At 68.8% G+C, this 24,399-nt stretch carries 22 protein-coding genes; 14 read left to right on the forward strand and 8 right to left on the reverse strand.

The genetic code is table 11. The features are described 5' to 3' along the window. Positions 1 to 293: 293 nt before the first annotated feature. The gene (gene ssd, locus SACGLDRAFT_RS19300; protein ID WP_005466664.1) at positions 294 to 1,337 is read right to left on the reverse strand and encodes a septum site-determining protein Ssd; all 1,044 of its coding nucleotides are present in this window, start codon (positions 1,335 to 1,337) and stop codon (positions 294 to 296) included. Between the two features lie 337 nt (positions 1,338 to 1,674). Between ssd and SACGLDRAFT_RS19305 the strand changes: the two genes are divergently transcribed. The 6 genes from SACGLDRAFT_RS19305 (at position 1,675) to murQ (ending at position 10,056) form a co-directional block, all read left to right on the forward strand. Further along, a complete protein-coding gene (locus tag SACGLDRAFT_RS19305) occupies positions 1,675 to 2,535 on the forward strand; it encodes an HAD family hydrolase (RefSeq protein WP_005466665.1) in 861 nt (286 codons plus the stop codon). A 471-nt stretch (positions 2,536 to 3,006) separates the two neighbouring features. Beyond that, complete coding sequence (locus SACGLDRAFT_RS19310) at positions 3,007 to 4,866, forward strand: glycoside hydrolase family 3 protein (RefSeq protein WP_005466666.1); 1,860 nt, start codon at positions 3,007 to 3,009, stop codon at positions 4,864 to 4,866. 28 nt (positions 4,867 to 4,894) lie between these two features. After that, complete coding sequence (locus tag SACGLDRAFT_RS19315; RefSeq protein WP_005466667.1) at positions 4,895 to 6,166, forward strand: exo-beta-N-acetylmuramidase NamZ family protein; 1,272 nt, start codon at positions 4,895 to 4,897, stop codon at positions 6,164 to 6,166. A gap of 51 nt (positions 6,167 to 6,217) precedes the next feature. Next, the gene (locus tag SACGLDRAFT_RS19320) at positions 6,218 to 7,966 is read left to right on the forward strand and encodes a serine hydrolase domain-containing protein (protein ID WP_005466668.1); all 1,749 of its coding nucleotides are present in this window, start codon (positions 6,218 to 6,220) and stop codon (positions 7,964 to 7,966) included. Positions 7,967 to 8,103: 137 nt separating this feature from the next. Further along, entirely contained in the window at positions 8,104 to 9,072 is a 969-nt protein-coding gene (locus SACGLDRAFT_RS19325) for a MurR/RpiR family transcriptional regulator (RefSeq protein WP_005466669.1), read from the forward strand. 57 nt (positions 9,073 to 9,129) lie between these two features. Beyond that, positions 9,130 to 10,056, forward strand: coding sequence for an N-acetylmuramic acid 6-phosphate etherase (murQ, locus tag SACGLDRAFT_RS19330; protein ID WP_005466670.1), 927 nt, complete (start codon positions 9,130 to 9,132; stop codon positions 10,054 to 10,056). A 102-nt stretch (positions 10,057 to 10,158) separates the two neighbouring features. Here the strand turns inward: murQ and SACGLDRAFT_RS19335 are convergent, their stop codons facing one another. Next, complete coding sequence (locus SACGLDRAFT_RS19335; RefSeq protein ID WP_005466673.1) at positions 10,159 to 10,899, reverse strand: Fic family protein; 741 nt, start codon at positions 10,897 to 10,899, stop codon at positions 10,159 to 10,161. Between the two features lie 161 nt (positions 10,900 to 11,060). Here SACGLDRAFT_RS19335 and acs point away from each other — a divergent pair, with 161 nt between their 5' ends. Continuing rightward, positions 11,061 to 13,040: an acetate--CoA ligase gene (acs, locus tag SACGLDRAFT_RS19340; protein ID WP_005466674.1), complete on the forward strand. Its 1,980-nt coding sequence runs from the start codon at positions 11,061 to 11,063 to the stop codon at positions 13,038 to 13,040. Positions 13,041 to 13,147: 107 nt separating this feature from the next. Here the strand turns inward: acs and SACGLDRAFT_RS19345 are convergent, their stop codons facing one another. Both SACGLDRAFT_RS19345 and SACGLDRAFT_RS19350 read right to left on the reverse strand, forming a co-directional pair. After that, entirely contained in the window at positions 13,148 to 13,909 is a 762-nt protein-coding gene (locus SACGLDRAFT_RS19345) for a choice-of-anchor P family protein (protein WP_005466675.1), read from the reverse strand. Positions 13,910 to 13,976: 67 nt separating this feature from the next. Further along, the gene (locus SACGLDRAFT_RS19350; RefSeq protein ID WP_005466676.1) at positions 13,977 to 14,738 is read right to left on the reverse strand and encodes a L,D-transpeptidase family protein; all 762 of its coding nucleotides are present in this window, start codon (positions 14,736 to 14,738) and stop codon (positions 13,977 to 13,979) included. A gap of 650 nt (positions 14,739 to 15,388) precedes the next feature. On the opposite strand from SACGLDRAFT_RS19350, the gene SACGLDRAFT_RS19355 reads away from it, so the two are divergent. The 4 genes from SACGLDRAFT_RS19355 to SACGLDRAFT_RS19370 all read left to right on the forward strand — a co-directional run bounded on the left by SACGLDRAFT_RS19355 (position 15,389) and on the right by SACGLDRAFT_RS19370 (position 18,155). Continuing rightward, positions 15,389 to 15,829: a DUF6319 family protein gene (locus tag SACGLDRAFT_RS19355; protein ID WP_005466677.1), complete on the forward strand. Its 441-nt coding sequence runs from the start codon at positions 15,389 to 15,391 to the stop codon at positions 15,827 to 15,829. 91 nt (positions 15,830 to 15,920) lie between these two features. After that, the gene (locus SACGLDRAFT_RS19360) at positions 15,921 to 16,643 is read left to right on the forward strand and encodes a VIT1/CCC1 transporter family protein (protein ID WP_005466679.1); all 723 of its coding nucleotides are present in this window, start codon (positions 15,921 to 15,923) and stop codon (positions 16,641 to 16,643) included. A 48-nt stretch (positions 16,644 to 16,691) separates the two neighbouring features. Continuing rightward, the gene (locus tag SACGLDRAFT_RS19365) at positions 16,692 to 17,201 is read left to right on the forward strand and encodes a phage holin family protein (protein WP_005466680.1); all 510 of its coding nucleotides are present in this window, start codon (positions 16,692 to 16,694) and stop codon (positions 17,199 to 17,201) included. A 21-nt stretch (positions 17,202 to 17,222) separates the two neighbouring features. Next, positions 17,223 to 18,155 (forward strand): alpha/beta fold hydrolase, encoded by a 933-nt coding sequence (locus SACGLDRAFT_RS19370; protein WP_005466683.1) that lies wholly within the window; start codon positions 17,223 to 17,225, stop codon positions 18,153 to 18,155. A 1-nt stretch (position 18,156) separates the two neighbouring features. On the opposite strand, the gene SACGLDRAFT_RS19375 is transcribed toward SACGLDRAFT_RS19370, so the two are convergent. Genes SACGLDRAFT_RS19375 through nth form a run of 4 tightly spaced genes read right to left on the reverse strand, consistent with a single transcriptional unit; the run spans position 18,157 to position 21,315 of the window. After that, the gene (locus SACGLDRAFT_RS19375; protein ID WP_005466684.1) at positions 18,157 to 19,341 is read right to left on the reverse strand and encodes a MarP family serine protease; all 1,185 of its coding nucleotides are present in this window, start codon (positions 19,339 to 19,341) and stop codon (positions 18,157 to 18,159) included. After that, positions 19,338 to 20,048, reverse strand: coding sequence for an NUDIX hydrolase (locus SACGLDRAFT_RS19380; RefSeq protein ID WP_005466685.1), 711 nt, complete (start codon positions 20,046 to 20,048; stop codon positions 19,338 to 19,340). The genes SACGLDRAFT_RS19375 and SACGLDRAFT_RS19380 overlap by 4 nt, the downstream gene beginning before the upstream one ends. Further along, positions 20,045 to 20,635: a TlpA family protein disulfide reductase gene (locus tag SACGLDRAFT_RS19385; protein WP_005466686.1), complete on the reverse strand. Its 591-nt coding sequence runs from the start codon at positions 20,633 to 20,635 to the stop codon at positions 20,045 to 20,047. Before SACGLDRAFT_RS19385 ends, SACGLDRAFT_RS19380 begins: the two co-directional genes overlap by 4 nt. Beyond that, complete coding sequence (gene nth, locus SACGLDRAFT_RS19390) at positions 20,632 to 21,315, reverse strand: endonuclease III (protein ID WP_005466687.1); 684 nt, start codon at positions 21,313 to 21,315, stop codon at positions 20,632 to 20,634. The genes SACGLDRAFT_RS19385 and nth overlap by 4 nt, the downstream gene beginning before the upstream one ends. A gap of 198 nt (positions 21,316 to 21,513) precedes the next feature. Here nth and SACGLDRAFT_RS19395 point away from each other — a divergent pair, with 198 nt between their 5' ends. The 3 genes from SACGLDRAFT_RS19395 (at position 21,514) to SACGLDRAFT_RS19405 (ending at position 24,399) form a co-directional block, all read left to right on the forward strand. After that, positions 21,514 to 21,765 carry a hypothetical protein gene (locus tag SACGLDRAFT_RS19395; protein WP_005466688.1) on the forward strand — a complete coding sequence of 84 codons (252 nt, stop codon included), beginning with the start codon at positions 21,514 to 21,516 and terminating at the stop codon, positions 21,763 to 21,765. A gap of 216 nt (positions 21,766 to 21,981) precedes the next feature. Beyond that, positions 21,982 to 22,656, forward strand: coding sequence for a Crp/Fnr family transcriptional regulator (locus tag SACGLDRAFT_RS19400; RefSeq protein WP_005441764.1), 675 nt, complete (start codon positions 21,982 to 21,984; stop codon positions 22,654 to 22,656). A gap of 498 nt (positions 22,657 to 23,154) precedes the next feature. Further along, a complete protein-coding gene (locus SACGLDRAFT_RS19405; RefSeq protein ID WP_005466690.1) occupies positions 23,155 to 24,399 on the forward strand; it encodes an MFS transporter in 1,245 nt (414 codons plus the stop codon).

Raw genomic sequence — 24,399 nt, forward strand, 5'->3', positions numbered from 1 at the left:
CTCTTCGATTCGTGCTCGGGCCGCACACCCGACTCCGCAACGATCCCGCCGTTCCCACCTCCCCGACAACGGCCGCCTCCCACCTCTGTGGACAACTCGCTCCCTGTGGACAACTTCCGTCGAAGACAGCGCCGTCGCGTACTTTTCGCCATCGCCACGCGGTTCGGCGCGCGGAAAGATACGAGGGGTTCGTCGTTCGCATGGTTCGGAGCGAATGTCCGCCCCCGGCGGTGAAGACGGCGAGGGGATGTCGGGAGCGGACGCGCGGTCCTTCCCGTCGGTGGTTCCCGCCCCTAACACGCGAGAGTGGCCAGAATCGTCCGTGCTGCTTTTCGGAGCCGCCGGGTCGGCCGGAACGATCCGCTGTCCAGTATTCGGCCGACCGCGTTGTCGTGGCCCACCCAAGCAAGTACCGGCGCCCCCAGGGCTTCCGCGACGTCGGCCTCCGAAAGGCCGTTCCCCACGCGACTCCGAACGGCGATCCCGATGCGGGAGGTTCGTTCGCTCAGTCGACGACGCACACGGGCCGCCGCGACACAGCCGTGGACGTCGGCCGAGACCACGAGCACCGTGAGGTCGGCGCGATGGAGCACCTCGTCGGCCGCGCCGTCCGGATACCGGGGCACGTCGCACACCACCGTGCGCCCCGCCCTCCTGCCGGCGTCCACCACCGCGGCGAGGGCGACGTCGGTGGGGCCCGGCCCCGTACGACCGCACGACAGGACGGACAACCGGCCTCGGCCTCGACGTCGTGTTGGCAAGGCGGCATCGAGTTCACTCATCGCCACGCGGCCCGCGGGCATTCGGAGATCGGGCCAGCGCAGGCCCTCGTCCGCCTCGGTGCCGAGCACCAGGTCGATCCCGCCACCGAGGGGATCGCAGTCGACGAGCAGTACCGCCTCCCCGGAACGCGCCGCCGTCACCGCCACGCTCGCCGCCAACACCGACGCCCCGGCTCCTCCGCGTCCGCCCACCACGGCGAGGACCCTGCCCTCGCGGGCGCTGGGGCGTTCGACGACGTCGGCGAGCGAGGTGACCACGAGTTCTTCGTCTGCGGGCAGGATGGCGACCCCGTCGACGCCCAACGACACCGCGGCTTTCCATTCCGCCTGCGTGGGGGCCTCGGTGCGCACCAGGAGCACGTTCGAGCGGCGGGGTAACCCGCCGACGTCGGGCACCCGGTCGAGCAGCACGAGCGGCGCCTCCGTCCACCGCGCTCGCACGGCGGAGATCTCCCGCGCCTGGTCGGGTTCGCACCCCACCGCTGCCGCGAGTCGGACGACGTGCTCGCGCACGGTCTCGTCGGAAACGACCACGAGTGGACGGTTGTCGGTCATCTCGGCCCCCAGCGTCGACGGTTGCGAACACCACCGTCACGCCGGGCCGCGTCCGAAGACAACCTCGCTCACGGACGCTGTGGACAACTACCGCGCTGTGGACAACCTTGTGGACAACCGGCGGGAGGCGGCCCCCGCCAGGGGGAGGAGCGAGGGCCGCCGACGTTCAGTCCCGGGGGGTCGGACTGAACTGACCCCGGACTCATGCCGGGTACTTCCACTGTAACCCGGCGAACGGCCATCGGGACGAGCCCGGACGACGAGTGACGCGCCACAGTCCGCCCGCTCCGCCTCGTCCGCGCCGACGCCCTTCCGCGATTCCCAATATCGTGGTGCTGTGCCCGCACCCGACGACAACACCGAGCCTCGCCCCGCACCGACCACCTCGGCGGCGTTCTTCGACCTCGACAAGACGATCATCGCCTCGTCCAGCGCGCTGGCCTTCAGCAAGCCGTTCCTGCGGCAGGGCCTGATCAATCGCCGGGCGGCGCTGAAAAGCGCCTACGCCCAGTTGGTGTTCGCCCTCTCCGGCGCGGACGCGGACCGGACCGAGCGGTTGCGTGCCGAGATCTCCCGCATGTGCGCGGGCTGGGACGCCGCTCAGGTCAAGGCCATCGTGAACGAGACGCTGCACGACGTCGTGGCGCCGTTGGTCTACGCCGAGGCCACCGAACTCATCGAACGGCACAAGGCCGAGGGCCGGGACGTCATCGTCCTGTCGGCCACCGGCGAGGAAGTCGTGCGACCGATCGCCGACATGTTGGGCGTCACCCACAGCATGGGCAGTCGAATGAAGATCGTGGACGGCCGCTACTCGGGCCAACTCGACTTCTACTGCTACGGGGAGTACAAAGCGGTCGCCGCGCGCCGGCTGGCCGCCGAGCACGGCTACGACCTCGCCGAATGTCACGCCTACACGGATTCGAGCACCGACCTCCCACTGCTCGAAGTGGTCGGCCACCCACACGTGGTGAACCCGGACAAGGCCCTGCGGCGAATCGCGCAGGAACGCGGCTGGCCCGTCCACACGTTCACCAATCCCGTGTCCCCGCGCACGCGTATCCCGTCGTCCGCGACGACCACGGCCGTCGCGGTGGGCCTCGGGGTGAGCGCCGTGGCGGCGGGGGCGACCCTGTTCGGCCTTTCGCGGCGCAGGAACAAGGAATCCAGGCACAAGGAATCACCGTCACGGGACTGAGTCCTCGTCCGTGGAGCCCCTCCTTCCGGACCGGCCACGTCGTGCCACGCGCACACCTTGAAGTGACCTCCATCACTGGCTACAAAGGAAGTGCGGAGGTTCTCCGGCCAGGGATCAGGCGGAGGAGAAGCCTGGTCCACCCCGGTGAAACGTCCGTGCATGGACGTCGGGCACCCACGCGCAGCACGCCGCGAGAGGCCTGTCGTCGAGGGACTGCGTAGCGGGACGCCGCACGCCGAGTCCCCGAGAAGTGACGACGCGATACGCACGCTTGGTCACCCGACCGCTCCATGCGATCACGTGACGCCCGTCGGCGCAGCAACCGACGGGCGTCACTCTGCGTGTTCCGCGCCGCGAGGCCGTTGCAACGTTCGGTCGTTGACCCGTCACGTTTCGGTGAGTAGCTTTCCGGTTGCTCGCTCGTACGGGTGGACTTTCCACACCCGCACGTCCGCATCTTCTGGAGGCCTCGTGACCACTCGCCGCGCCCGACCTTGGAAGGTCCGTGCCACAGCCACACTCGTAGGCTTACTCACCGTGACCACCGGTGTGGCGGCAGCACAAACCCAGCAGTCCTCCGCTCCGACCGACGCTCAGGCCTCATCCGGTCACCAGGGAGGCCGGAACTGGCCGGAGCGAACCCTGCGGGCGATGACGCTGGAGCAGAAGGTCGGCCAGTTGTTCGTGGCCGACGTCTGGGGGCTCTCGGCCGACGAGGCCCATCCGGGGAACCGGGAGAAGTACGGCGTGGACACGCCCGCCGAGGTGGTGCGGAAGTACCACGTCGGCGGCGTCATCTACTTCAACCACAGCGGTACCGACAACATCGACACGCCCCGGCAGGTGGCGCGGCTGTCGAACGGGCTGCAGCGCGCCGCCCTCGGCGACGAACCACGGGTTCCGCTGATCATCGGCGTGGACCAGGAGGGTGGCCGGGTCACTCGCATCGCCGAGCACGTCACCGAATACCCGAGCGCCATGGCCCTGGGGGCCTCGCGTGACGTCGAGGGCGCGCGCACGGCGGCGGCGATCAGCGCGGCCGAGCTGCGCGCGATGGGCATCACCCAGGATTTCGCGCCCGTGGCGGACGTCAACTCCAACCCGCTGAACCCGGTGATCGGCTCCCGTTCGTTCTCGTCCGACGCCGAGCTGGCGGGACAGTTCGTCGCCGCGCAGGTGGACGGCTACGAGAACTCGGGACCGGCCGCGAAACGGGTGTCGGCCGCGGCGAAGCACTTCCCCGGCCACGGCGACGCGAAGGACGACAGCCACGTCGGCCTTCCCGTGATCGACCGCAGCGAGGAGGACTGGCGCACCCACGACCTCCCGCCATTCCGCGCGGCCGTCGAGGCGGGCATCGACGCGATCATGACCGCGCACATCTCGGTCCCCAGCCTCGACCCATCGGGAGACCCCGCCACGCTCTCCAAGCCGATCATGACCGGCCTGCTGCGTGAGGAACTGGGTTACAACGGCGTGGTCGTCACCGACTCCCTCGGCATGGCGGGTGTCCGCGAGATGTACCCCGACTCCGAGATCCCCGTTCGCGCGCTCGAAGCGGGTGTCGACCAGATGCTCATGCCGCCGGATCTGGACGCCGCCATCGACGGTGTGCTGGAGGCCGTGCGCAGCGGCAGGCTCACCGAGCAGCGCATCGACGAAAGTGTCCTGCGCATCCTGAAGCTCAAGTACGAACGCGGCATCGTCGCGCACCCGCTGGTCAACGAGCACCGGATCGACAACGTGGTGGGTACCGAGAAGAACCGCGAGGCGGTGCAGCGCGTCACCGACCGCTCGACCACCCTCCTGCGCGACGACGCCGGTCTGCTTCCGCTGTCCTCCGGGACCGGGAAGGTGCTGGTCACCGGCTGGAACCGGCCGGACTACCCCGGCTACGCGGCGGAGCCCGTCGAGGCGTTGGCCCGAGCGCTGGCCGAGCGCACCGATGCCGAGGTCGAGGCCGTCTCCACCGGCACCGCGCCGGACTCGGCGACGATCGACGAGGTCACAGCCGCCGCGGAGACCGCCGACGTCGTGATCGTGATCACCAACGGCTTGCGGACCGGTGAGGCCCAACGTCAGCTTGTTGAGCGGCTGACCAGCACCGACACGCCGGTGATCGCGGTCGCCGTTCAAGAACCGTACGACCCCGGCTACGTCGACATGCCCACCTGGCTCGCGACCTACGACTGGCGTGACGTGACTATGACCTCGTTGGCGAAGGTACTCACGGGGGAACGCTCTCCCGAGGGCAAACTCCCCGTCACCGTTCCCAACGGGTCCGACCCCGAGCAGACTCTGTACCCGTTCGGCCACGGGCTGACATGGTGACCTCGACCCGATGTCGGAAAGAGACAGCATGACCGTCAACAGGCGCAGATTTCTGTCCACCACCGCGCTCACGGGCTCTCTGCTCGTCACCGCCGCGACCTCGGCCGCTGCCGCTCCCGCGGACGGCCCGGCGCGCGGTGGGGCTCGGGTGAGGACAGGCGCCGACCGGCTCGCCGCGGACGGCTGGCGACGGCTCGCCGGCCGTCGGGTGGGGGTGCTCTCCAACCCCACCGGGGTCCTGGCCGACCAGGTGCACATCGTCGACTCCCTCGTGCGAGCCGGGGTCACCCCGAAGGCCGTCTTCGGGCCCGAACACGGCTTCCGTGGCAGCGCGCAGGCAGGTGGTTCCGAAGGCGACTACACCGATCCACGCACGGGCGTGCCCGTGTACGACATCTACGGGGTCGACACCGACAAGCTCACGGAGCTGCTGCGCAAGGCCGACGTCGACATGGTGGTGTTCGACATCGCCGACGTGGGCGCCCGCTTCTACACCTACATCTGGTCGATGTACCGGGCGATGGTGGCCTCGGCGCGGGTCGGCGCCGAGTTCCTCGTCCTCGACCGCCCGAACCCCATCGGCGGGGAAGCCCACGGACCGATGCTCGACCCGGAGTACAGCTCCGGCGTCGGCCTCAAGCCGATCGTGCAGCAGCACGGCATGACGGTGGGCGAGCTGGCGCGGTTCTTCGCCGCCGAGTTCCTGCCCGACGACGTCGGCCAGCTCACGGGCCTCGACGTCGTCACCGTGCAGGACTGGCGGCGCAAGCAGGTGTTCTCCGAGACCGGACTGCTGTGGACACCGCCGTCACCGAACATGCCGACGCCGGACACCGCCCATGTCTACCCCGGCACCTGCCTGTTCGAGGGCACGGTGTTCTCGGAAGGCCGGGGCACGACCCGCCCGTTCGAGATTCTCGGTGCGCCGGGGGTCGACTGGCGTTGGCACGAGGAGGTCTCCTCCCACGACCTGCCCGGCGTGGTGTTCCGGGAGTGCTACTACGTGCCGACGTTCGGCAAGTTCACGGGCGAGACGTGTGGCGGACTCCAAGTGACCGTCACGGACCCGCACCGCTTCGACCCCATCCGTACCGGTGTCGATCTCATCGTGACCGCCAAGCGGCTCTATCCCGACATCTTCGGTTGGCGCGAGGACAACTTCATCGACAATCTGACCGGCTCCGACCGATTCCGCACGATGGTGGACGCGGGAGCGACGACCGACGACATCGTGGCGTCGTGGCGGGAGGAACTCGCTGACTTCCGCCGGAAGCGGCAGCCCTACCTGCTCTACCGGTGAGTTCTGGCAACGGCGTCCCCACGCCGTGACAAGGTGAGGTGAAGCGACGCGATGCGCGCGAAAGCCACAGTGTCGAGGATCGCGACCCTCGTCGCGGTCCTGGTGCTGACGGGAGCGACCGCGATGGCCACAATGACGGCAAGCTCGGGCCGGTTCGACCAACCGCAGCGGGGCTTCGCCCCCGCCTCGACCGTCCTGAAACCCGCTGCCCCCGAGGACATCGGGCTCGACCCCGCCCCCATCCGGGAGTCGAGGCGGCTACTGGCCCGCATGGCGGAGTCCGACTACGTGGACGGACACCCGCTCTTCGCGGGAGCGGTGGGACTGCTCGCCCACGACGGCAAGATCGTGGACACCTTCACCGTGGGCAGTGCCGTGCGCTACGCGGACGGACAAGGCACCGAACTGCCTGCCGAGGAACAGGTGCCGATGCGCGAGGACACGATCTTCGACATCGCGTCGGTGACGAAGCTCTTCACCTCCATCGCGGTGATGCAGCTCGTGGAGCGCGGCGAGGTGGACCTCGGCGAGCCGGTGGCGACCTACCTGCCCGAGTTCGGGGTCAACGGCAAGCAGGAGATCACCGTCGAGCAGCTGCTCACGCACACCTCCGGTCTCGAACCCTCCCTGCCCTTGTGGCACGACTGGCCCGACAAGGAGTCGCGCATCAAGGCCGTCATGGAGGTCGCGCCGCAGGCCGAGCCCGGTACCACGTACACCTACTCGGACCTGAACCTCATCACCCTCGGCGTGCTCGTCGAACGCGTGACCGGTGATCCGCTCGACAAGGTGATCGCCGAACGGATCACCCGACCGCTGGGCATGACCGACACGGAGTTCAACCCGCCCGCCGAGAAACTCGACCGCATCGCGGCCACGGAGTACCAGGAGACCCCTCCGCGCGGCATGATCCGGGGCCAGGTCCATGACGAGAACGCCTGGTCGCTGGGCGGCGTGGCCGGACACGCGGGCCTGTTCTCCACCGCCGGTGACCTGAGCGTGCTCGCGCAGGCGCTGTTGAACGGCGGCACCTACGGCGGCGAGCGCATCCTGCGCCCGAGCACCGTGCTGCGCATGTTCACGAACTACAACGTCGAATTCCCCGAGGACTCCCACGGCCTCGGGTTCGAGCTCGACCAGATCTGGTACATGGGCGGGCTGACCTCGCCGTCGACGGCGGGCCACACCGGTTACACCGGCACGTCCCTGGTGGTCGACCGGCAGTCGAGGTCGATCGCGGTGTTGCTGACCAACCGCGTGCATCCGTCACGGGAGTGGGGGTCGGTCAACCCGGCTCGCCAGGCGTGGGCCACGGGGCTCGCCCGCGCGCTGGCCGTCAAACCCGCGCACGGCTCGTGGGCCTGGTCCAGCTCGCCCGGAGACGACACCACCACGACGTTGACGACGCCGGCGCTGGACACGCACGGCCACGAGGCGAGCGTGTCGTTCTCCGCGTTCGTCAGCAGCGAGGCGAGCGACAAATTGGTGCTGGAGGCCTCCACGGACGGAGGTCAGAGCTGGTCGACGCTGCAAATGCGGGCCCACGGCGCGGGAGCGCCGCACAAGGTGGTGGACGGGCTCTCGGGGACCGCCCACCGCGTGTGGTGGCGAGTGCACGCGAAGACTCCGGAAGCCGACGAGGTGACGCTTCGTTGGCGATTCACTACGGACGCGAGCTACACCGCCCGCGGCGTGATGGTGGACGGTATCCGGGTGACCGGGGTGCGGGGAACGATACTGGACGGGGAACGGCACCCCGAACAGCTGAAGCCACGGGGATTCACCTGGACCGATCGCTGATAGTTGCCAACTCGTTAGCCATTCCGGGTTAACGCGAACGTCCTGAACAGCGAATTTTCGGGCATCCAAGCCCGCAGTCCGTCGTCTGTTCGTTCGGGTTGCGATCACTCGGGAAGGTACGAGTAACCTTGTCATATATGCCTGGTGTTAGTAAGTTTCCCACGAAAGAGGCCTCGGCCACGAAGGAGGCCTCACCGGAGGCGGAGCACGAGACGAGCCCCCTGGTGCGCATCCGCTCGTTACTGCCGGGTCTGGCACGGGCCGAACAACGCGTCGCCAAGGTCGTCCTCGACGATCCCTCGTCGGTCGCCCGGCGAAGCATCACCGAGGTCGCTCTGGCCGCCAAGACCAGCGAAACCACCGTCACGCGGTTCTGCAAGGCCATCGGCGTCGGCGGCTATCCCCAGCTCCGTATCGCGCTGGCCGCCGACACGGCGCGAACCGAGGCGAGGTCCTCGCGCGACCTCGGCGGCGACATCACCGCCGACGACGACCTGGCCACCGTGGTGAGCAAGGTGGGCTTCGCCGACGCGCGAGCCGTCGAGGAGACCACCGAACAACTCGACGTCGCCGAGCTGACCCGCGTCACCGAACTCGTCGCCAACGCGGGCCGGGTCGACGTCTACGGCGTCGGAGCGAGCGCTTTCGTGGCCGCCGACCTGCAGCAGAAGATGCACCGCATCGGCCGGGTGTGCTTCGCGTGGTCCGACACGCACATCATGCTCACCTCCGCCGCCGTGCTGGGTGAGGGAGACGTCGCGCTCGCCATCTCCCACTCGGGCGCCACCACCGACACCGTGGAAGCACTGCGCGTGGCCAAGGAACACGGTGCCACCACCGTGGCCATCACCAACTTCCCGCGTTCGCCCATCACCTCGGTCGCCGATCACGTGTTGACCACGGCCGCCCGCGAGACCACCTTCCGCTCCGGCGCCACCGCGAGCCGTATCGCGCAACTGACCGTGATCGACTGTCTGTTCATCGGCGTGGCCCAGCGACATCTCGACGAAGCGATGACGGCGCTGGACGCGACCCGCGAGGCCGTCAACGGACACCGGCTCGGTACCCGCCCCGACGGAAGGCGGCGCACCGAGCGGGGGCAGTAAACCGGGCGGGCGCGTACGACGATCGGCGCCCGCCAGTCGAGAAGAGTGAGGCTGGAGATGACCGTTCCACCGCAGGTCGTGCATGTCGAGTCGCCCACGGAGCGACGCAACCCGAACACGACCGACATCGACCGCATGTCGACCGCCGACATCCTCGCCGTCATCAACGACGAGGACCACGGCGTGCCCGGCGCCGTGCGGCAGGTGCTGCCGGAGCTCGGGAAAGCGGTGGACGCGGCTACGGACTCCCTCAGCAACGGTCACCGCGTGCACTACGTGGGCGCGGGCACGTCGGGGAGGCTCGCCGTGCTCGACGCCGCCGAACTCGTGCCCACGTACAACGTTCCGCCCGACTGGTTCATCGCCCACCACGCGGGTGGCCAGCAGGCGTTGCAGGCCGCGGTGGAGAACGCCGAGGACAACGCCGAGGCGGGCGCGGCGGAGATGCGCGAGAGCGTGTCGGAGGGCGACTTCGTGCTCGGTCTCACGGCGTCGGGGCGCACCCCGTACGTGATCGGCGCGCTGCGGGAGGCGATGCGGCTGGGCGCCACCACGGCGCTCGTGTCGTGCAACCCGGAGGCGCCCGAGGTCGAGGGCCTCGACGTCCTGATCACCGTGAACACCGGCCCGGAGGCCATCGCCGGATCGACCCGGATGAAGGCGGGCACGGCGCAGAAGCTCGTGCTCACCGCGTTCTCCACCGCCACGATGGTCAGGCTCGGACGGACGTACTCGAACCTCATGGTGAGCGTGCGGGCCACCAACGCGAAGCTGCGGGGCCGCACGATCCGCATCCTCCGGGAAGCCACCGGGCTCGGCGAGGCCGAATGCAGCGAGGCGCTCGCTCAGTCGGGCGGCGACCTGAAGGTCGCACTGGTGCAGTTGCTCGCCGACGTCGACACCGAGCGCGCCCGCGAAGCGCTCCGGGACTCCGGTGGGCACGTCAGGGTCGCGCTCGACGCCGTGCAGGCGGCGAAGTCGTAGACGGTCTCCGGCCGGGAACCGCGGACACGCGTGCACAGGCTGCGGACACGAGTACGAGAAGTGAGGACACGCGTACGCAGGCTGCGGACACGAGTGCGGGCGTCAGGGGGTCGCCGCGTCGGCGATGCTTTTCGCCTCGCGAGCGCCAGCCTCGAAGGCCTCGCAGCAGAACAGCAGCCACTCCCGTACGCCGTCGGGTTCCCCCGAGGCGAACGCCCGCGCCGCGTCCTCGTACCGCCGCTGCCTACGGAAACAGGCCACCTCGGGCACGGTCAACGCCTTCGGGTCGAGTCCGGTGGCGATCATCGCCAGCCGGGCCGCCGCCCGTGCCAGTACGCCGTCCGCCGAACCGAACGGTCGCAGGGTGAGCAGCTCGCCGTGTACCACCGCCGTCGTCACCGGGCCCGGCACGGCGGTGGCTCCGGTGACGAATTGCGCGAGCAGTTCCAACCGCTGAGCGACCTCACTGCCCCCGTCCACCCGTGGCCTGCCGAGCGCGTCGGGATCGTCGGTCAGATCCGCCGCGGCCAACACGTGCATCCGCGCCAGGACCTGCAGCGGAGCACGACGCCACGTCGGCAGCAACGACTCGGTCGCCTCGGCCACCCGCAGCGCTCCCGCGAGCACGGCGTCGGTCACCGTCCCGTCCTCGGGCAGTTCCGGATCGGCTCCGTCGAGTGCGGCGGACGCCCGCGCGGCCCTCACCGACGCCTCCGCCGCAGTGGCCGAGCCGCCACGCAGGTTGGCGGGTAACCGGTGGACGGCGAACACGGCGTCCTGGGCGCGCTTCGCGGCGTCGGCGACACCGCCGAGTTCCATCAGCGGTGCGAGTGGGTCGCTCATGTCGCATGAGCATAGGCAGCGCTCGTCGGCCGCTCGTCAGCCGCTCGTCCTTCGACACTTGTCGGCCGTCGCGCACTGGCTACAACCATGTGACATGGGGTACTAACGTCGCTACCGGCGCCGCGGGCGTAGAGCCGTAAGTTCGCATTTCAGGAGGCACCATGACAGAGCAGTCACCGGCACTCGACAACCTGCTGACCGAGAGCCGAACCTTCCCTCCGAGCGAGGAGTTCGCGGCGAAGGCCAACGCCACGGAGCAGTTCTACGCCGATGCCGACAGCGACCGGGAAGCGTTCTGGGCCAAGCAGGCCGAACGCCTGCACTGGGACACCAAGTGGACGCAGGTGTTGGACTGGTCGAACGCACCGTTTGCGAAGTGGTTCGTCGGCGGCAAGCTGAACGTCGCCTACAACTGCGTCGACCGGCACGTCGAGAACGGCCACGGCGACCAGGTGGCCATCCACTGGGTCGGCGAGCCGGGAGACACCCGTGACATCACCTACGCGGAGCTGCGGCGCGAGGTCTGCAAGGCCGCCAACGCCCTCCTCTCGCTCGGTGTCGGCGCGAACGACCGCGTCGCCATCCAGCTTCCGATGATCCCCGAGGCCATCGTGTCGATGCTCGCGTGCGCGCGGATCGGCGCGCTGCACAGCGTGGTGTTCGGCGGGTTCTCCCCCGCCGCACTGCGCTCCCGCGTGGACGACGCCGAGGCCAAGGTCGTGATCACCTCCGACGGCCAGTACCGCCGGGGCAAGGCCGTGCCGATGAAGGCGAACGTCGACGAGGCGTTGGCCGACGCGGACACGGTGCAGAAGGTGGTGGTCGTGCGCCGCACCGGCGAGGACGTGCCGTGGACCGAGGGCCGCGACGTGTGGTGGCACGACCTCGTCGACTCGCAGTCCGACGAGCACGCACCCGAGGCATTCGACTCCGAGCACCCGCTGTTCATTCTGTACACGTCGGGTACAACGGGGAAGCCGAAGGGCATCCTGCACACCTCGGGCGGCTACCTGACCCAGGCCGCCTACACGCACCACGTCGTGTTCGACCACAAGCCCGGCGAGGACGTGTACTGGTGCACCGCCGACATCGGCTGGGTCACCGGGCACTCCTACATCGTGTACGGACCGCTGGCCAACCGCGCCACGCAGGTGGTCTACGAGGGCACTCCCAACACGCCGCACGAGGGTCGGCACTGGGAGATCATCCAGAACTACAAGGTCACGATCTACTACACCGCTCCCACACTCATCCGCACGTTCATGAAGTGGGGAGCCGACATCCCAGCCTCCTACGACCTGTCGTCGCTGCGGGTTCTGGGCTCGGTGGGCGAGCCGATCAACCCCGAGGCATGGGTGTGGTACCGCGAGCACATCGGCGGTAACCGCTGCCCCGTGGTCGACACGTGGTGGCAGACCGAGACGGGCGCGATCATGATCTCGCCGTTGCCGGGCGTCACGCACGCCAAGCCCGGCTCCGCCCAGCGACCCCTGCCGGGTATCTCCGCGAAGGTCGTCGCCGACGACGGCACCGAGGTACCCAAGAACGGCGGTGGCTACCTGGTGCTCGACAAGCCGTGGCCGTCGATGCTGCGCGGCATCTGGGGCGACGACGAGCGCTACCGCGAGACCTACTGGTCGCGGTTCGCCGAGCAGGGCTACTACTTCGCCGGCGACGGCGCGAAGTACGACGCCGACGGCGACATCTGGCTGCTCGGCCGTGTGGACGACGTGATGAACGTGTCGGGCCACCGTATCTCGACCACCGAGGTGGAGTCGGCGCTGGTGTCGCACCCGACCGTGGCCGAGGCCGCGGTGGTCGGCGCCACCGACCCGACCACCGGTCAGGGCATCGTCGCGTTCGTCATCCTCCGCGAGGGCGCGACGAAGGACGAGGCGGACGGAACGGAGATCGTCAAGGCCCTGCGCGACCACGTGGCCAAGGAGATCGGCCCGATCGCCAAACCGAGGCAGATCATGGTCGTGCCGGAACTGCCGAAGACGCGCTCCGGCAAGATCATGCGACGGCTGCTGCGGGACGTCGCCGAGAACCGCGAGATCGGTGACGTCACCACGCTCGCCGACAGCTCGGTGATGGACCTCATCTCGAAGGGCATGAAGTCGCGTTCGAGCGACGAGTGATCCGTCACTCCTAAAAGGACAAGGGCGGCCTCCACCCTGCTCGTGGTGGAGGCCGCCCTTGTGGGTCGACCGGCGGCGAGGACACCGGTCGCATCGGGTCGGTCCGGTCAGCCGGTCACGTCGAGGTGGCCGGGCTGGGGAACCGGCACCGGGGCCTTGCCGTCCTCGTCGGGCGTAGCGCCGGGGAGGTCACCGACCTCGTCGTCGCCGTCGTCCTCGGCCGGCGGGGCGGCGGGCTCGTTCGGCTCCTGGGGCTCAGCGGGCTCGGTCGGCTCGGGCGCCTCGGGCTTGGCCGTGCAGGTGGCCGTCGACAGGTTCACGGTCTGCGTACCGTCGAGCAGGTCCAGCGACAGGGCGCTCACGGTGAGGGAACCGTCACCGTTGTCGGTCTGCTTGTTCAGCGTGATCCGGGCGAGCCCCTGCAGCGGTTCGGGGATGAGCTCCGTGTTCGGCCCGATCCCGTCGAGCGAGATCTGCTGCCCACCGATCTTCAGGTCGGCCACGGAGGTGGAGCCCGACAGGTCCTCGCACTCGGCGGTGACCAAGCCGACGGAGATCACCGGGAGTCCGGGCACACCCAGCTCGACGTCCGTGGTGCTGGCCTTGGCGTAGCCCTCGTCGACCGCCGAGTTGAACACCCCGGCGTGCAGGATGCGCTCGGCACCGGAGGGCAGGTCGGTGTGCACGAGGTGGTTCTTGCCCTCACCCACCACGTGCGGCACCTTGATGATGTTGACAAGGCCGTCCGCGGAGAGCGCGTAGGCCGAGTCCTCCGGCGTCGCGCCCGCCGCCGGGGCGAACGCGACACCGCCCGCGACGAGCGCGGACAGCACACCGGCACCGAGAGCGACTGTTCTCTTCTTCGACAAGGAAGTGCCTTTCTTGAGTCGGTAGGGACGTACTGCGTTGTTACTGCGTGGAGAAGCCCGCCGACCGTCAGACGATGTTGACGATCGTTCCGAGCGGGAGTTTGGAGAGCGCGTCGAGGGCATCCTTGGTGACCCGGATGCACCCGTCGCTGTTGGCCTTGCCGACGAAGCTGTCGTCCGGCCACGTGTGGATTCCGACCGTGCCGGGGCCACCGCCGTAGCTCTCGTGCGAGTTCGAGTGGTAGCTCAACGGCAGAACGATCGGGCTGTAGTCGTTCACGGTCTCCTCGATGGAGGCGAGGATGTAGGCACGGCCCTGCGGCGTCGGTGAGTCGGGCTCTCCGATCCCGACCGTCCACTCGCCGATCTTCTCGCCGTTTTCGAGGATCTCCAGGTGGAACGACTCCAGATCGACGTTGACCACGAAGTCGTTCCGAGCCGACTCGACCGCGTCACCGGACGTGTCGATCCAGCCGGTCGCGCCGTTCGGCCGTGTGGGCAACAGGATCTGAGCCCAGTCGCCCTCACGCTTGATGACGGGCACCCACGTCGGCGAGGAGATCTGCTTGACGGGCAGTCTCGCGATCGGCTTGCCGTCGACCGCGTCGTGCACCGTCAATTCACGGGTCGGGTGGAGGACCTCCCCCTCGGTCGGGGCGCTCGGGTCGGGGTCCATGGGTGCGTTCGGGAGCTTCCCGTACGTGGTCGCTTCCGGCAACGAGGCGATCTGCTGCTGTTCACCGTCGGCGGCCTCGGCCGTCTTTTGCGCGTCGCCGCCACAGGCGGAAGCCAACAATGTCAGTGTCGCGGCGGCCGCGACCGCCAACATCCTGCGCGAGGACCGTCTACGACCGACCGGACCTGCCGGCCGGCCTCGGGAAGTATCGGTTCTTTCCATTTATCGCAGCCCCTGGAGGAATAGATCAACTGGGCGAGTGGTCGATATTCAAGCAAAGCCCGATTTCCCTCCACGAACCAGGCCCACCGATTCGTCAGCACCCCTTCTTCGGAACCGGGAAAGGGCCGAAATCCTGCAATAACGGTGACCGACAGTCCACAGTGGCATGACACCGGAGAGCGATCCGGGACCCCACAAGGGAAGTCACCCACCCAATGATCATGGAAGTCAACTACGGAGAGTTGTTTTCAAAGCTAACGGACACGGCTCTCGCGATCCTTTGACCACCCGGAAAATGGACCCCGAGAGACGGGAAACTTCAGTGCGCTACCAGTATTCCGCCGCGTTTCATCCTTTCGTGTACATAGCTGTAACGCGACGCTCCCGCGAAGGGACGAGGCCTACATTTCATAAAGGTCTCGATGTGGTCACGGACGCAACCTCGACGCATATTCGCAATCGCTTTTCCCGTTCGCTCGCCGACGAACCCCTCCGGGTGAACAGTCGAACGCACGTTCTATCCTGCGAATGCAGGATCCTCATCGCAGGACAACCCGCTTCTGTAGGAGACGACACTGACGATGACCGTTGACGCTGCTTCCGCGACCCAGGAACGGGACGACACCCCGGTGAGCCACGAAGGCGAGCAGGGGGCCGCTCCGGAGCAGCGAGACCAGCAGGAACAGCCCGAACAGTCCCAGTCGGAGGCGGCCAAGCCGCAGCGGGCCAAGACCAAAAGCAGCGCCCGCAAGACGCGGACCGTCGTGCTCACTCTCACCGTCACCGGCACCGCCGACGGTGAATGGCAGGCCGAGCTCAAGCACGGGAGCAAGTGGGTCGCCAAGGGGCTGGGCATCCCCGCCTCCGCCGTGTCCCGAGCGGCTAGGGAACTCCACGAGGAGCTGTCCGCACCCATCGACCAGGTGATCAACGAGGCTCGCGAACAACAGCGGGCCAAGGTCGCTCAGCTCGAAGCCGAACTGGAGCAGGCCAAGCAGGCGCTGGCCGAACTGCAGCGCTGACGGGGACATCCCACCGACGGGGAGGGGACGTCGCGTTCGTCCCCTCCCCGTCGTCTTGCCGGGGGATCGACACCCGGGTTGTCATGGAGCGGTGTCCGACACCTCGAAGCAGTCCCACACGAACGAACCGCACACCTCGGACGTGGGCGGCAAGCTCAACTGGTTGCGGGCGGGCGTACTGGGGGCGAACGACGGCATCGTGTCCACTGCGGGATTGGTGGTGGGGGTCGCCGGCGCGACCACGGACCAGCGCGCCATCCTCTTCGCCGGGGTCGCCGGTGTGGTGGCCGGCGCGCTCTCGATGGCGGGCGGTGAGTACGTCTCGGTGTCGACCCAACGCGACACCGAACGCGCGCTGCTGAGTCTCGAACGCCACGAACTGCGCACGATGCCCGAGGAGGAGGAACGCGAACTCGCGCAGCTCTACGAGGCGAAGGGCCTGTCACCGCGACTCGCGGCCGAGGTGGCACGAGAACTCACCGAGAAGGACGCGCTGCGCGCTCACGCCGAGGCCGAACTGGGCATCGACCCCGAACAACTCACCAAGCCGTGGCAAGCCGCATGGGCGTCGCTGATCGCGTTCACCGCGGGGGCCTTGCTGCCCCTGTTGGCGATCCTGTTCTTCCCCCCGACGGCGAGGGTGCCGGCCACGGCGTGCGCGGTCGTGGTCGCCCTGGCCCTCACCGGGTGGGTGAGCGCCCGGCTCGGGCAGGCACCTCCGGGTCGAGCCGCGGCCCGCAACGTCGGGGTGGGCGCACTGACGATGATCGTGACGTACGCCGTGGGCTTCGGGTCGGGTGTGGCGCTCGGGTAGGCGCGTCGCGGCGCGCCCGACGCGCCCCGAGATTGATCACGTGGCACGATGAGGCGCGTGAGCAGCCCCAGGAACCTTTCGGGGGACAACACGGGTGGTGGCCCCGCGGTGCCCTACCTCCCGCTGTCCTCCGACGACGGAACAGCACAGGACGCCTCCATCGGCTCGCTGGTGAAGGACGCGGCCCAGCATGTGTCCACGCTGGTCAGAGCCGAGGTCGAACTGATCAAGTCCGAGGCCGTCGGTGAAGTGAAGAAGGCGTTCAAGGGAAGCCTGTTCTTCGTCGTCGCCGGCGTGATCGCGCTGTACAGCTCGTTCTTCTTCTTTTTCTTCCTCGGCGAGCTGATCTCCGTGTGGCTTCCGCGCTGGGCCGGGTTCGGCATCGTCTTCCTGCTGATGCTGCTGACGGCCGGGTTCGCGGCCTATCTCGGCCTGCGGAAGTGGAAGCGTGTGCGGAAACCGCAGCGTTCGATCGACAGCCTGAAAGACACCGCCGAGGTGCTGCGGCACCGGCGGCCGTCCGCCGCGGAGGAGACCGACTCCGCGGCGGCGCACTGACGAACATCGCGAGTCCACACCTTGTCCACTCCCGATCCTTCGACCGTGCGTCATCCGGGCCCGTGGACACATCGCGACGTGTCCGCCAACGGCATCCGCCTGCACGTCGCCGAACTCGGGTCCGGGCCGGCCGTTCTGTTGCTGCACGGCTTCGGCGAGTTCTGGTGGGCCTGGCACCACCAGTTGCGCACCCTCTCCGCCGCGGGGTTCCGTGTCATCGCGATGGACCTGCGCGGTTACGGGGACTCCGACAAACCACCGCGTGGCTACGACGGCTGGACGTTGGCCGGTGACGTCGCCGGCCTCGTGCGGGCGCTCGGGGAACGTCGAGCGCATCTCGTGGGGCACGCCTGGGGCGGTCTGCTCGCGTGGTCGGTCGCGGCCCTGCACCCCCGCGTGGTCGCCTCGGTGAGCGTGCTCGGCGGGGCCCATCCGCTCGCCCTGCGAACGGCGATCCGCAAGAGCTGGTGGCAGCGGACCGGCCAGGCGAAAGCCATGCGCCACTTGTTGTGGTTCCAGACCCCCAAGCTGCCCGAACGCAAGCTCGTGGCGAGCGAGGCGGCCGAGGTGGAACGCCTGCTCCGCACGTGGTCGGGCGCCGGTTGGCGCGGGCAGCCCGACTTCGAGGAGACCGCGCGCCGGTTCCGGCACGCCATGCGCGTCCCCGGCGTCGCCCACAGTGCGTTGGAGTACTACCGGTGGGCGTTCCGCTCACAGTTCCGAAGCGACGGCCGCCGCTTCGCCGAGGCCGTCGCGGGCAGGGTGACGATGCCGGTGCTGCAGATCCACGGCGCCGACGACCCGTGCGTACTGCCGGACACCGCGCGCGACTCCGCGCCGTGGCGAGGCCCCGATTCCCGGTTCGAGTCACTGCCGGAAGTGGGTCACTTCCCTCATCTCGAAGCGCCCACGCGCACCACCAAACTCCTCACGGAGTTCCTGCACGGGCTTTAGCTCAAGCCGTGCAGGAGCCGGTCGCGACCTTCGAGGTGAAGGAGTCCGCCCGCTCGATCTCGTCCCGGACCTCGTCGGCGGTGAGCACGAACCCGGTGTCCGGGTCCTCCACCGAGGCACCGAACACCACCCCGACGACCCGACCTTCCGGATCGATCAGCGGGCCTCCCGAATTGCCGCTGCGCACCTGTCCGCGCACGGTGTAGACGTCCCGCTGGACCGTCGCGGAGTCGTAGATGTCGGGACCGCGCAACGTGATGCGTTCGCGGATACGGGTCGGTGTCGCGGTGTACGGGCCGTCCAGCGGATAGCCGAGCGCGATGGTGTCGTCTCCCGCGGAGGCGGGTTCGGACGCCAAGGGGAGCGGTTGGGCGGGCAGCCCCGGCACGGCGAGCACCGCGAGGTCGGTGGCCGGGTCGTAGTGCACCACCTCGGCCGGGAGGTTGCCCCACGCCGTCTCCACGGTGACTCGGTCGGTGCCCGCGACGACGTGCGCGTTGGTCATCACCCGCTCGTCGTCGACGACGAACCCAGTGCCTTCGAGCGAACGTGAGCAGCTCGGAGCGGTGCCCCGCACCTTCAACACGCTGGTCCGCACTCCGCGGACCACCTCGCTGTCCTGCAGTGCCGGGTCGGGAGGTTCAATCTCCCGCACGGGCGTGTCCTGGAACGGGGCCAGGATTGCGGGGAACCCGGACTCGTCGAGCAGTCGCCGCAACTCCCCCGGAAGCCCCTGAGCGGCCTCGGGCATCACTTCGTTGACGCCACCGAGCACGGACGAGTTGTTGATGGCCCTGGTCAGCCCCGGCATGGCGGCGACGCTCGTCAACGGCAACGCGATCAACCACGCCACGACGAACACCACGGCGCCCTGCACCACCGCCCCCAGCGCGTTGTCCAGGCCCGAGAGCTTGGGCGAGGAGATCCTGCGCTTGAGCTTGTTGCCGAAGTACACGCCCACGGTCTCGCCGAGCGCCACGAGGAAGACCACCGTGCCGACCGCGATCCCGACCCGTGCGGCGGGGTGGTCGAACATCTCGACGACGAGGGGAGCGAGCTGGATGCCGAGCACCGCGCCCACGATGACCCCGAGAAAGGCGGGCAGAGCGACGACGAAGCCCTGACGCGCGCCGGAGACCGCCGCGAGCAGTGCCAGTACGACCACCAGCACGTCGACCCAGTTCACCGTCTTTCTCCCGTCACATCGGTCCGGCCGGCCACGCGCGCCTCGTGTTCGGCCAGTGCCACGTCGAGTTCCCGCACATCGTCGCGGTCCCACTCCTCGGCCCAACCACCGAGGTCCAGCAACGTCGACAGCAGACCGGCCGTGAAACCCCAGACGAACAGGCCCCGGACGGTGAAGGCGGGGCCGCGCCAGCCCGAACTCCTCAGCCGGACCGAGAAACGGTTGGCGGGGTCGGCGAGTTCCGAGATCGGCACTCTCGCCACGGCCGCGGTCTCCGCCGGGTCGACGGGCCTCACGGGTGACGGCGAGTGCCAGTGCGCGAGCACCGGCGTGACCGCGAACTTCGACACGGGCACGTACAGCTCGGGGAACACGGCGACGGGGCGCACCCCGGCGGGCTCCACCCCGGTCTCCTCCTCCGCCTCTCGAAGCGCGGTCGCCACCGGCCCCTCGCCGTCCTCGGCCCCGCCGCCGGGGAAGGCCACCTGACCCGCGTGGGAGCCGAGCGTGTCGGCCCTCCGCAGCAGCAGGACGTCGGGTCCGTCGGTCTTCTCGCCGAACAACATGAGCACCGAGGCTCGCCGAGCATCGGTGCGCGGTGGGACGGTGATACGCGTGAACGTGGTCGAGTCCACCTTCGCGCTCGCCTCGACGAGCGGGCGGAGGAAGTCCGGTGCCTCGGTCACCGGCACCAACGGTCCGCTCATCGCGTTCCCTCCACCGCGTTCACGATCTCGTCGATCGACGTGAACAGGCGAGGCTTGGTCACGAGCCGCGCCTCGCCGTCCTCGACGACGTACGAGGCCGGCAGGCCGGCGGGCACCCGCAGCGCCTTGCGTACCGGGCCCGTGGCGCCCTCGCCGTCATGGAGCGCGGGCAACCGTACCCCGAGATCGGCGAGCAGTCGAAGGCCGTCCTCCTGTGAACTCTGCACCTGCACCGTCACGACGCGGACGGCCTCCGGCCGGGCGGCGTACTCCGCGAGCAACGGCAGCTCCTCCCGGCAGGGTTCACACCACGTGGCCCACACGTTCACGAGCGTCGGTCCGTCCCCCAGTGCGTCGGCGAACCGCACCCGCGAGCCGTCGCCGAGACAGTGGACCTCCACCCCGGCGAACTCCTCGGCTTCGCCGCCTTCGTCCGGAACACACGCCGCGAGCGCCGCCCGCTCCCTGGCGGGCCCGAGATCGGTCTCGGGCTCCGGTGGAACGCTCTCCGACCTGGGCAGCAGCGCGACGATCAACGCGAGTGCCAGCGCACCCACGGCCAGTGCCCACTTCGTCGCCCTCGTCAAGATCGTGTCACCAGCTCCAACAGGTGATCGCGCTCGGCTCCCTTCACGAGCTTCGCCGCGACGTCGAACTCGGTGGGCCCCGCACCGAAGGACGGGCAGTCCTTGGCCAACGGGCACGCGCCGCACGCGGGCTTGCGCGCGTGACACACCCGGCGTCCGTGGAAGATCACGCGATGTGACAGCAGGGTCCAGTCCTTGCGCGGGAACAGCGAGCCGATCTCGTGCTCGACCTTCACCGGGTCCTCGCTGTCGGTCCAGCCCCAGCGTCGCACGAGCCGGCCGAAGTGCGTGTCCACAGTGATGCCCGGAACCCCGAACGCCTCGCCGAGCACCACGTTGGCCGTCTTGCGTCCCACCCCTGGGAGCTTCACGAGGTCGTCGAGCTTGCCGGGCACCTCGCCGCCGTGCCGTTCCACGAGGGCGGCGCCGAGCCCCATCAGGGAGGTCGCCTTGTTGCGGAAGAACCCGGTGGGGCGGATCAGTTCCTCCAACTCGGTACGGTCGGCTCCCGCGTAGTCGGCCGCGGTCCGGTAACGGGCGAACAGGGCGGGGGTGACCTGGTTCACCCTCTCGTCGGTGCACTGCGCGGACAGTATGACGGCCACCAGCAGCTCCAGTGGCGTCGAGAAGTTCAGTTCGCAGTGTGCGTTTGGGTAGGCCACATCGAGGCAACGTTTCATACGCCGCGCGCGTCTGACCAACGACAACCGGCTCTGATCAGCGACTGCACGCCCCTTTCGGGGGGCGTTACCGACGGTTGACGACACCCCGCTAGCCTACGTGCGCCGTCGGGGCAGGAAGCCACCTCCTTCGCTGACGTCGGCTCACCGGTGGTGGACCGACGACCGAGCCCGGATGAGCTAGGGATCAGGAGTGATATGACCGTCTGGTTCGTGATCGCGGTACCTGTCGTGGTGATGCTCTTCGCGCTCGGTATGGAACGAGTCGAACACCGACTGCGTCACGTGTCCGTGCGCGGGGAGGACGTCGAGGAGTTCCTGGAGCAGGCTCGCCCGGACGAAGTCAGGGCTCTTTACGGGCACGGAATCGGCCGTGCGCTGGAGTTGTTCCGGTTGCGTCGGCTGGCCGGAAGGGCGGCCAAGGGAAAGCAACGTAGCCTCCGGAGTTAGGCTGTTCGGTCGGACGAGATCCTCCGCCGGGCCCTTCAACAGGGAGTATTCGAGCGAATGCGATGGGTTCGCGACACTCGTACTCACCAGTAGCAGGTTGCCGATCGAGGGCCGAGCGGGGGGCGATCTCGGAAGCACGCCCTACACTGCATGTAGTGATCGGCGACATGTCGCCCCTCGCGTGGAGGCGACTGTCGCTACCAAAGGAGGCACGAGGTGGACGAGACCCTGGCCCGCGCGGGCATCTTCCAGGGTGTGGAACCGGCGGCAGCCGAGGCGCTCGCGCAGACTCTGGAGACAGTGGAATTTCCCCGTGGCCACGTGATCTTCAACGAGGGCGAGCCGGGGGACAAGCTCTACATCATCAAGTCGGGCAAGGTGAAGATCGGCCGCAAGTCGGCCGACGGTCGGGAGAACCTCTTCCAGATCATGGGCCCGTCCGACATGTTCGGTGAGCTGTCGATCTTCGACCCCGGCCCGCGCACGTCGACCGCGACCACGGTCACCGAAGTGAGCGCGGTCACGATGGATCGCCCGGCATTGCGACAGTGGATCTCGACGCGACCGGAGATCGCCGAGCAGCTCCTCCGCGTCGTCGCGCGTCGGCTCCGGCGCACCAACAACATGGTCGCCGAGCTGATCTTCACCGACGTTCCGGGCCGAGTGGCGCGGGCGCTGCTGCAGCTCGCCCAGCGCTTCGGCAGCCAGGAGGCCGGCCTGCTGCGGGTCACCCACGACCTGACGCAGGAGGAGATCGCCCAGTACGTCGGCGCGTCGCGAGAGACCGTCAACAAGGCCCTCGCCGACTTCGCGCACCGCGGCTGGCTGCGCCTGGAAGGCAAGAGTGTGTTGATCCTCGACCCGGAGCGACTGGCTCGCCGGGCTCGCTGAACGAAAACGCTGGTCCGTGCCTCAACGGGGAGGCCGATGAGCGCGTCGAAGAAATTGATACGGAACAAGGGGCCGGGCGCCACCCCCGACGTGGCACTCATCCGGCCCCTTGTCCGTTATGCGCGGGCCGTCCCCCGACAGACCGCGCTCCCCGCCCTCCGGTTGTAGGCCCCGACCCGAAACCCGGAGGGAGTCTCTAGTTGTCGACCGCCGCACGACCCCTTGGCGGTGCCGCGTCGACGAAGTCCACGTCTTCGATAATCCAGCTGCGGGGGCCTCCCCGATAGGGTCCCATGGCCCCACCCCACTGGTTCAAGTACGTTCACCCTCAAAGACGCCCGGAACTCGGATTTGATGCCGACATCCTCAACACCGTTACCGTTTCGATACCTACGTACCCAGCAGTGGGCGCTTTACACCTCTTTCGAGTCGATCCTTGCAAGTTTCGAGGGAAAATAGTGGTACCTCCGTACCAATCCTTGAGGCATACTGGTACGCGTGTCCCACTCTGCTGAGTCCGGTCGCACGACACTCGCCGACTACCGGCTGGCTCTGAGCACCCGGCAGGCTCGCCTCCCCATCATCGCGTCACTGCTGGCCCGACTTCCCGTGGCCATGGTCGGTATCGCCGAGCTGCTCTACGTGCAGCACGAGACCGGCACGTACGCCACGGCGGGCCTGGTCTCCGCCAGCACGCTCGTCGGCGTCGCCGTGGGCTCGGTGGCTCAAGGCAGACTCATGGACCGATTCGGGCCCACTCGACCGTTGCTCGTCGTAGCCGCGCTGTTCGGAATCACCGTGGCGGCTCTGACCTTGGCCATCGAAGCGCACGTGAGCACTCCGGTGCTGGTGGTGCTCGCCATCGGTATCGGCGTCTTCGAACCCTCCTGTGGCTCCGCCTCACGAGCGTTGTGGGGCAGGCTGCTGCCGTCGGGCCCCGCCCTTACCGCCGCCTACTCGTACGAGGCCATCAGCATGGAGGTCTTCTTCATCCTCGGGCCCGGCCTCGCCGGCGCGCTCATCGCCGCCCCGTGGCCCGGCACCGGCATGGTGCTCGCGGCCTCGTGCATGATCCTCGGCGCGGTCCTGTTCGCGCTCAGCCCCGCGGTCCGGGCCTGGCCTCCGGCGGCCCGGACCGACACGACCCTACTGGGAGCGTTGGCCAGCCCCGGCATGCGCACGCTCGCCCTCGCCGCCCTGGGCTTCGGCATGGTCATCGGCTTCGTCGAGGTCGCCGTCCCGGCGGCCGCCACCGAGGCCGGCAACACCGCGATGGGCGGCGTCCTGCTGTCGGTGTGGTCGGTGAGCTCGGTGATCTTCGGGATCCTGTTCAGCCTCCGCCCCTGGCCCAGGTCCCTGGAACTGCGGTTGCCCGTCCTGCTCGCGCTCTTCGGGGCCGGGGTCGCGTTGCTCGCATGGCCGTCGACGCTGTGGGGCCTGGCCTCGGCGATGCTCGTGGCGGGCGCCCTGATCACGCCCCAGTCCACGAGCCATTCGATGACCATCGAACTCGTCGCGCCGAAGAACGTGGCCGCCGAGGCGTTCGGCTGGGTGCTCACGGCCGTCACGCTGGGCCTCGCGCTGGGGCAGTCGGTGAGCGGCCACCTGGTGGAGCGCAGCGGCCCGCCACTCGCGTTCCTCACGGCCGCGGGCTGTGCGTTCGTACTGGCGGGCATCGTGTGGTGGCGGAAGGCGACCGTGCGCGCGGCCGAGCCCGAACGAGCAGACCGCGCGCTCGTCTGA

Source organism: Saccharomonospora glauca K62, from assembly GCF_000243395.2.
Lineage (GTDB): Bacteria > Actinomycetota > Actinomycetes > Mycobacteriales > Pseudonocardiaceae > Saccharomonospora > Saccharomonospora glauca.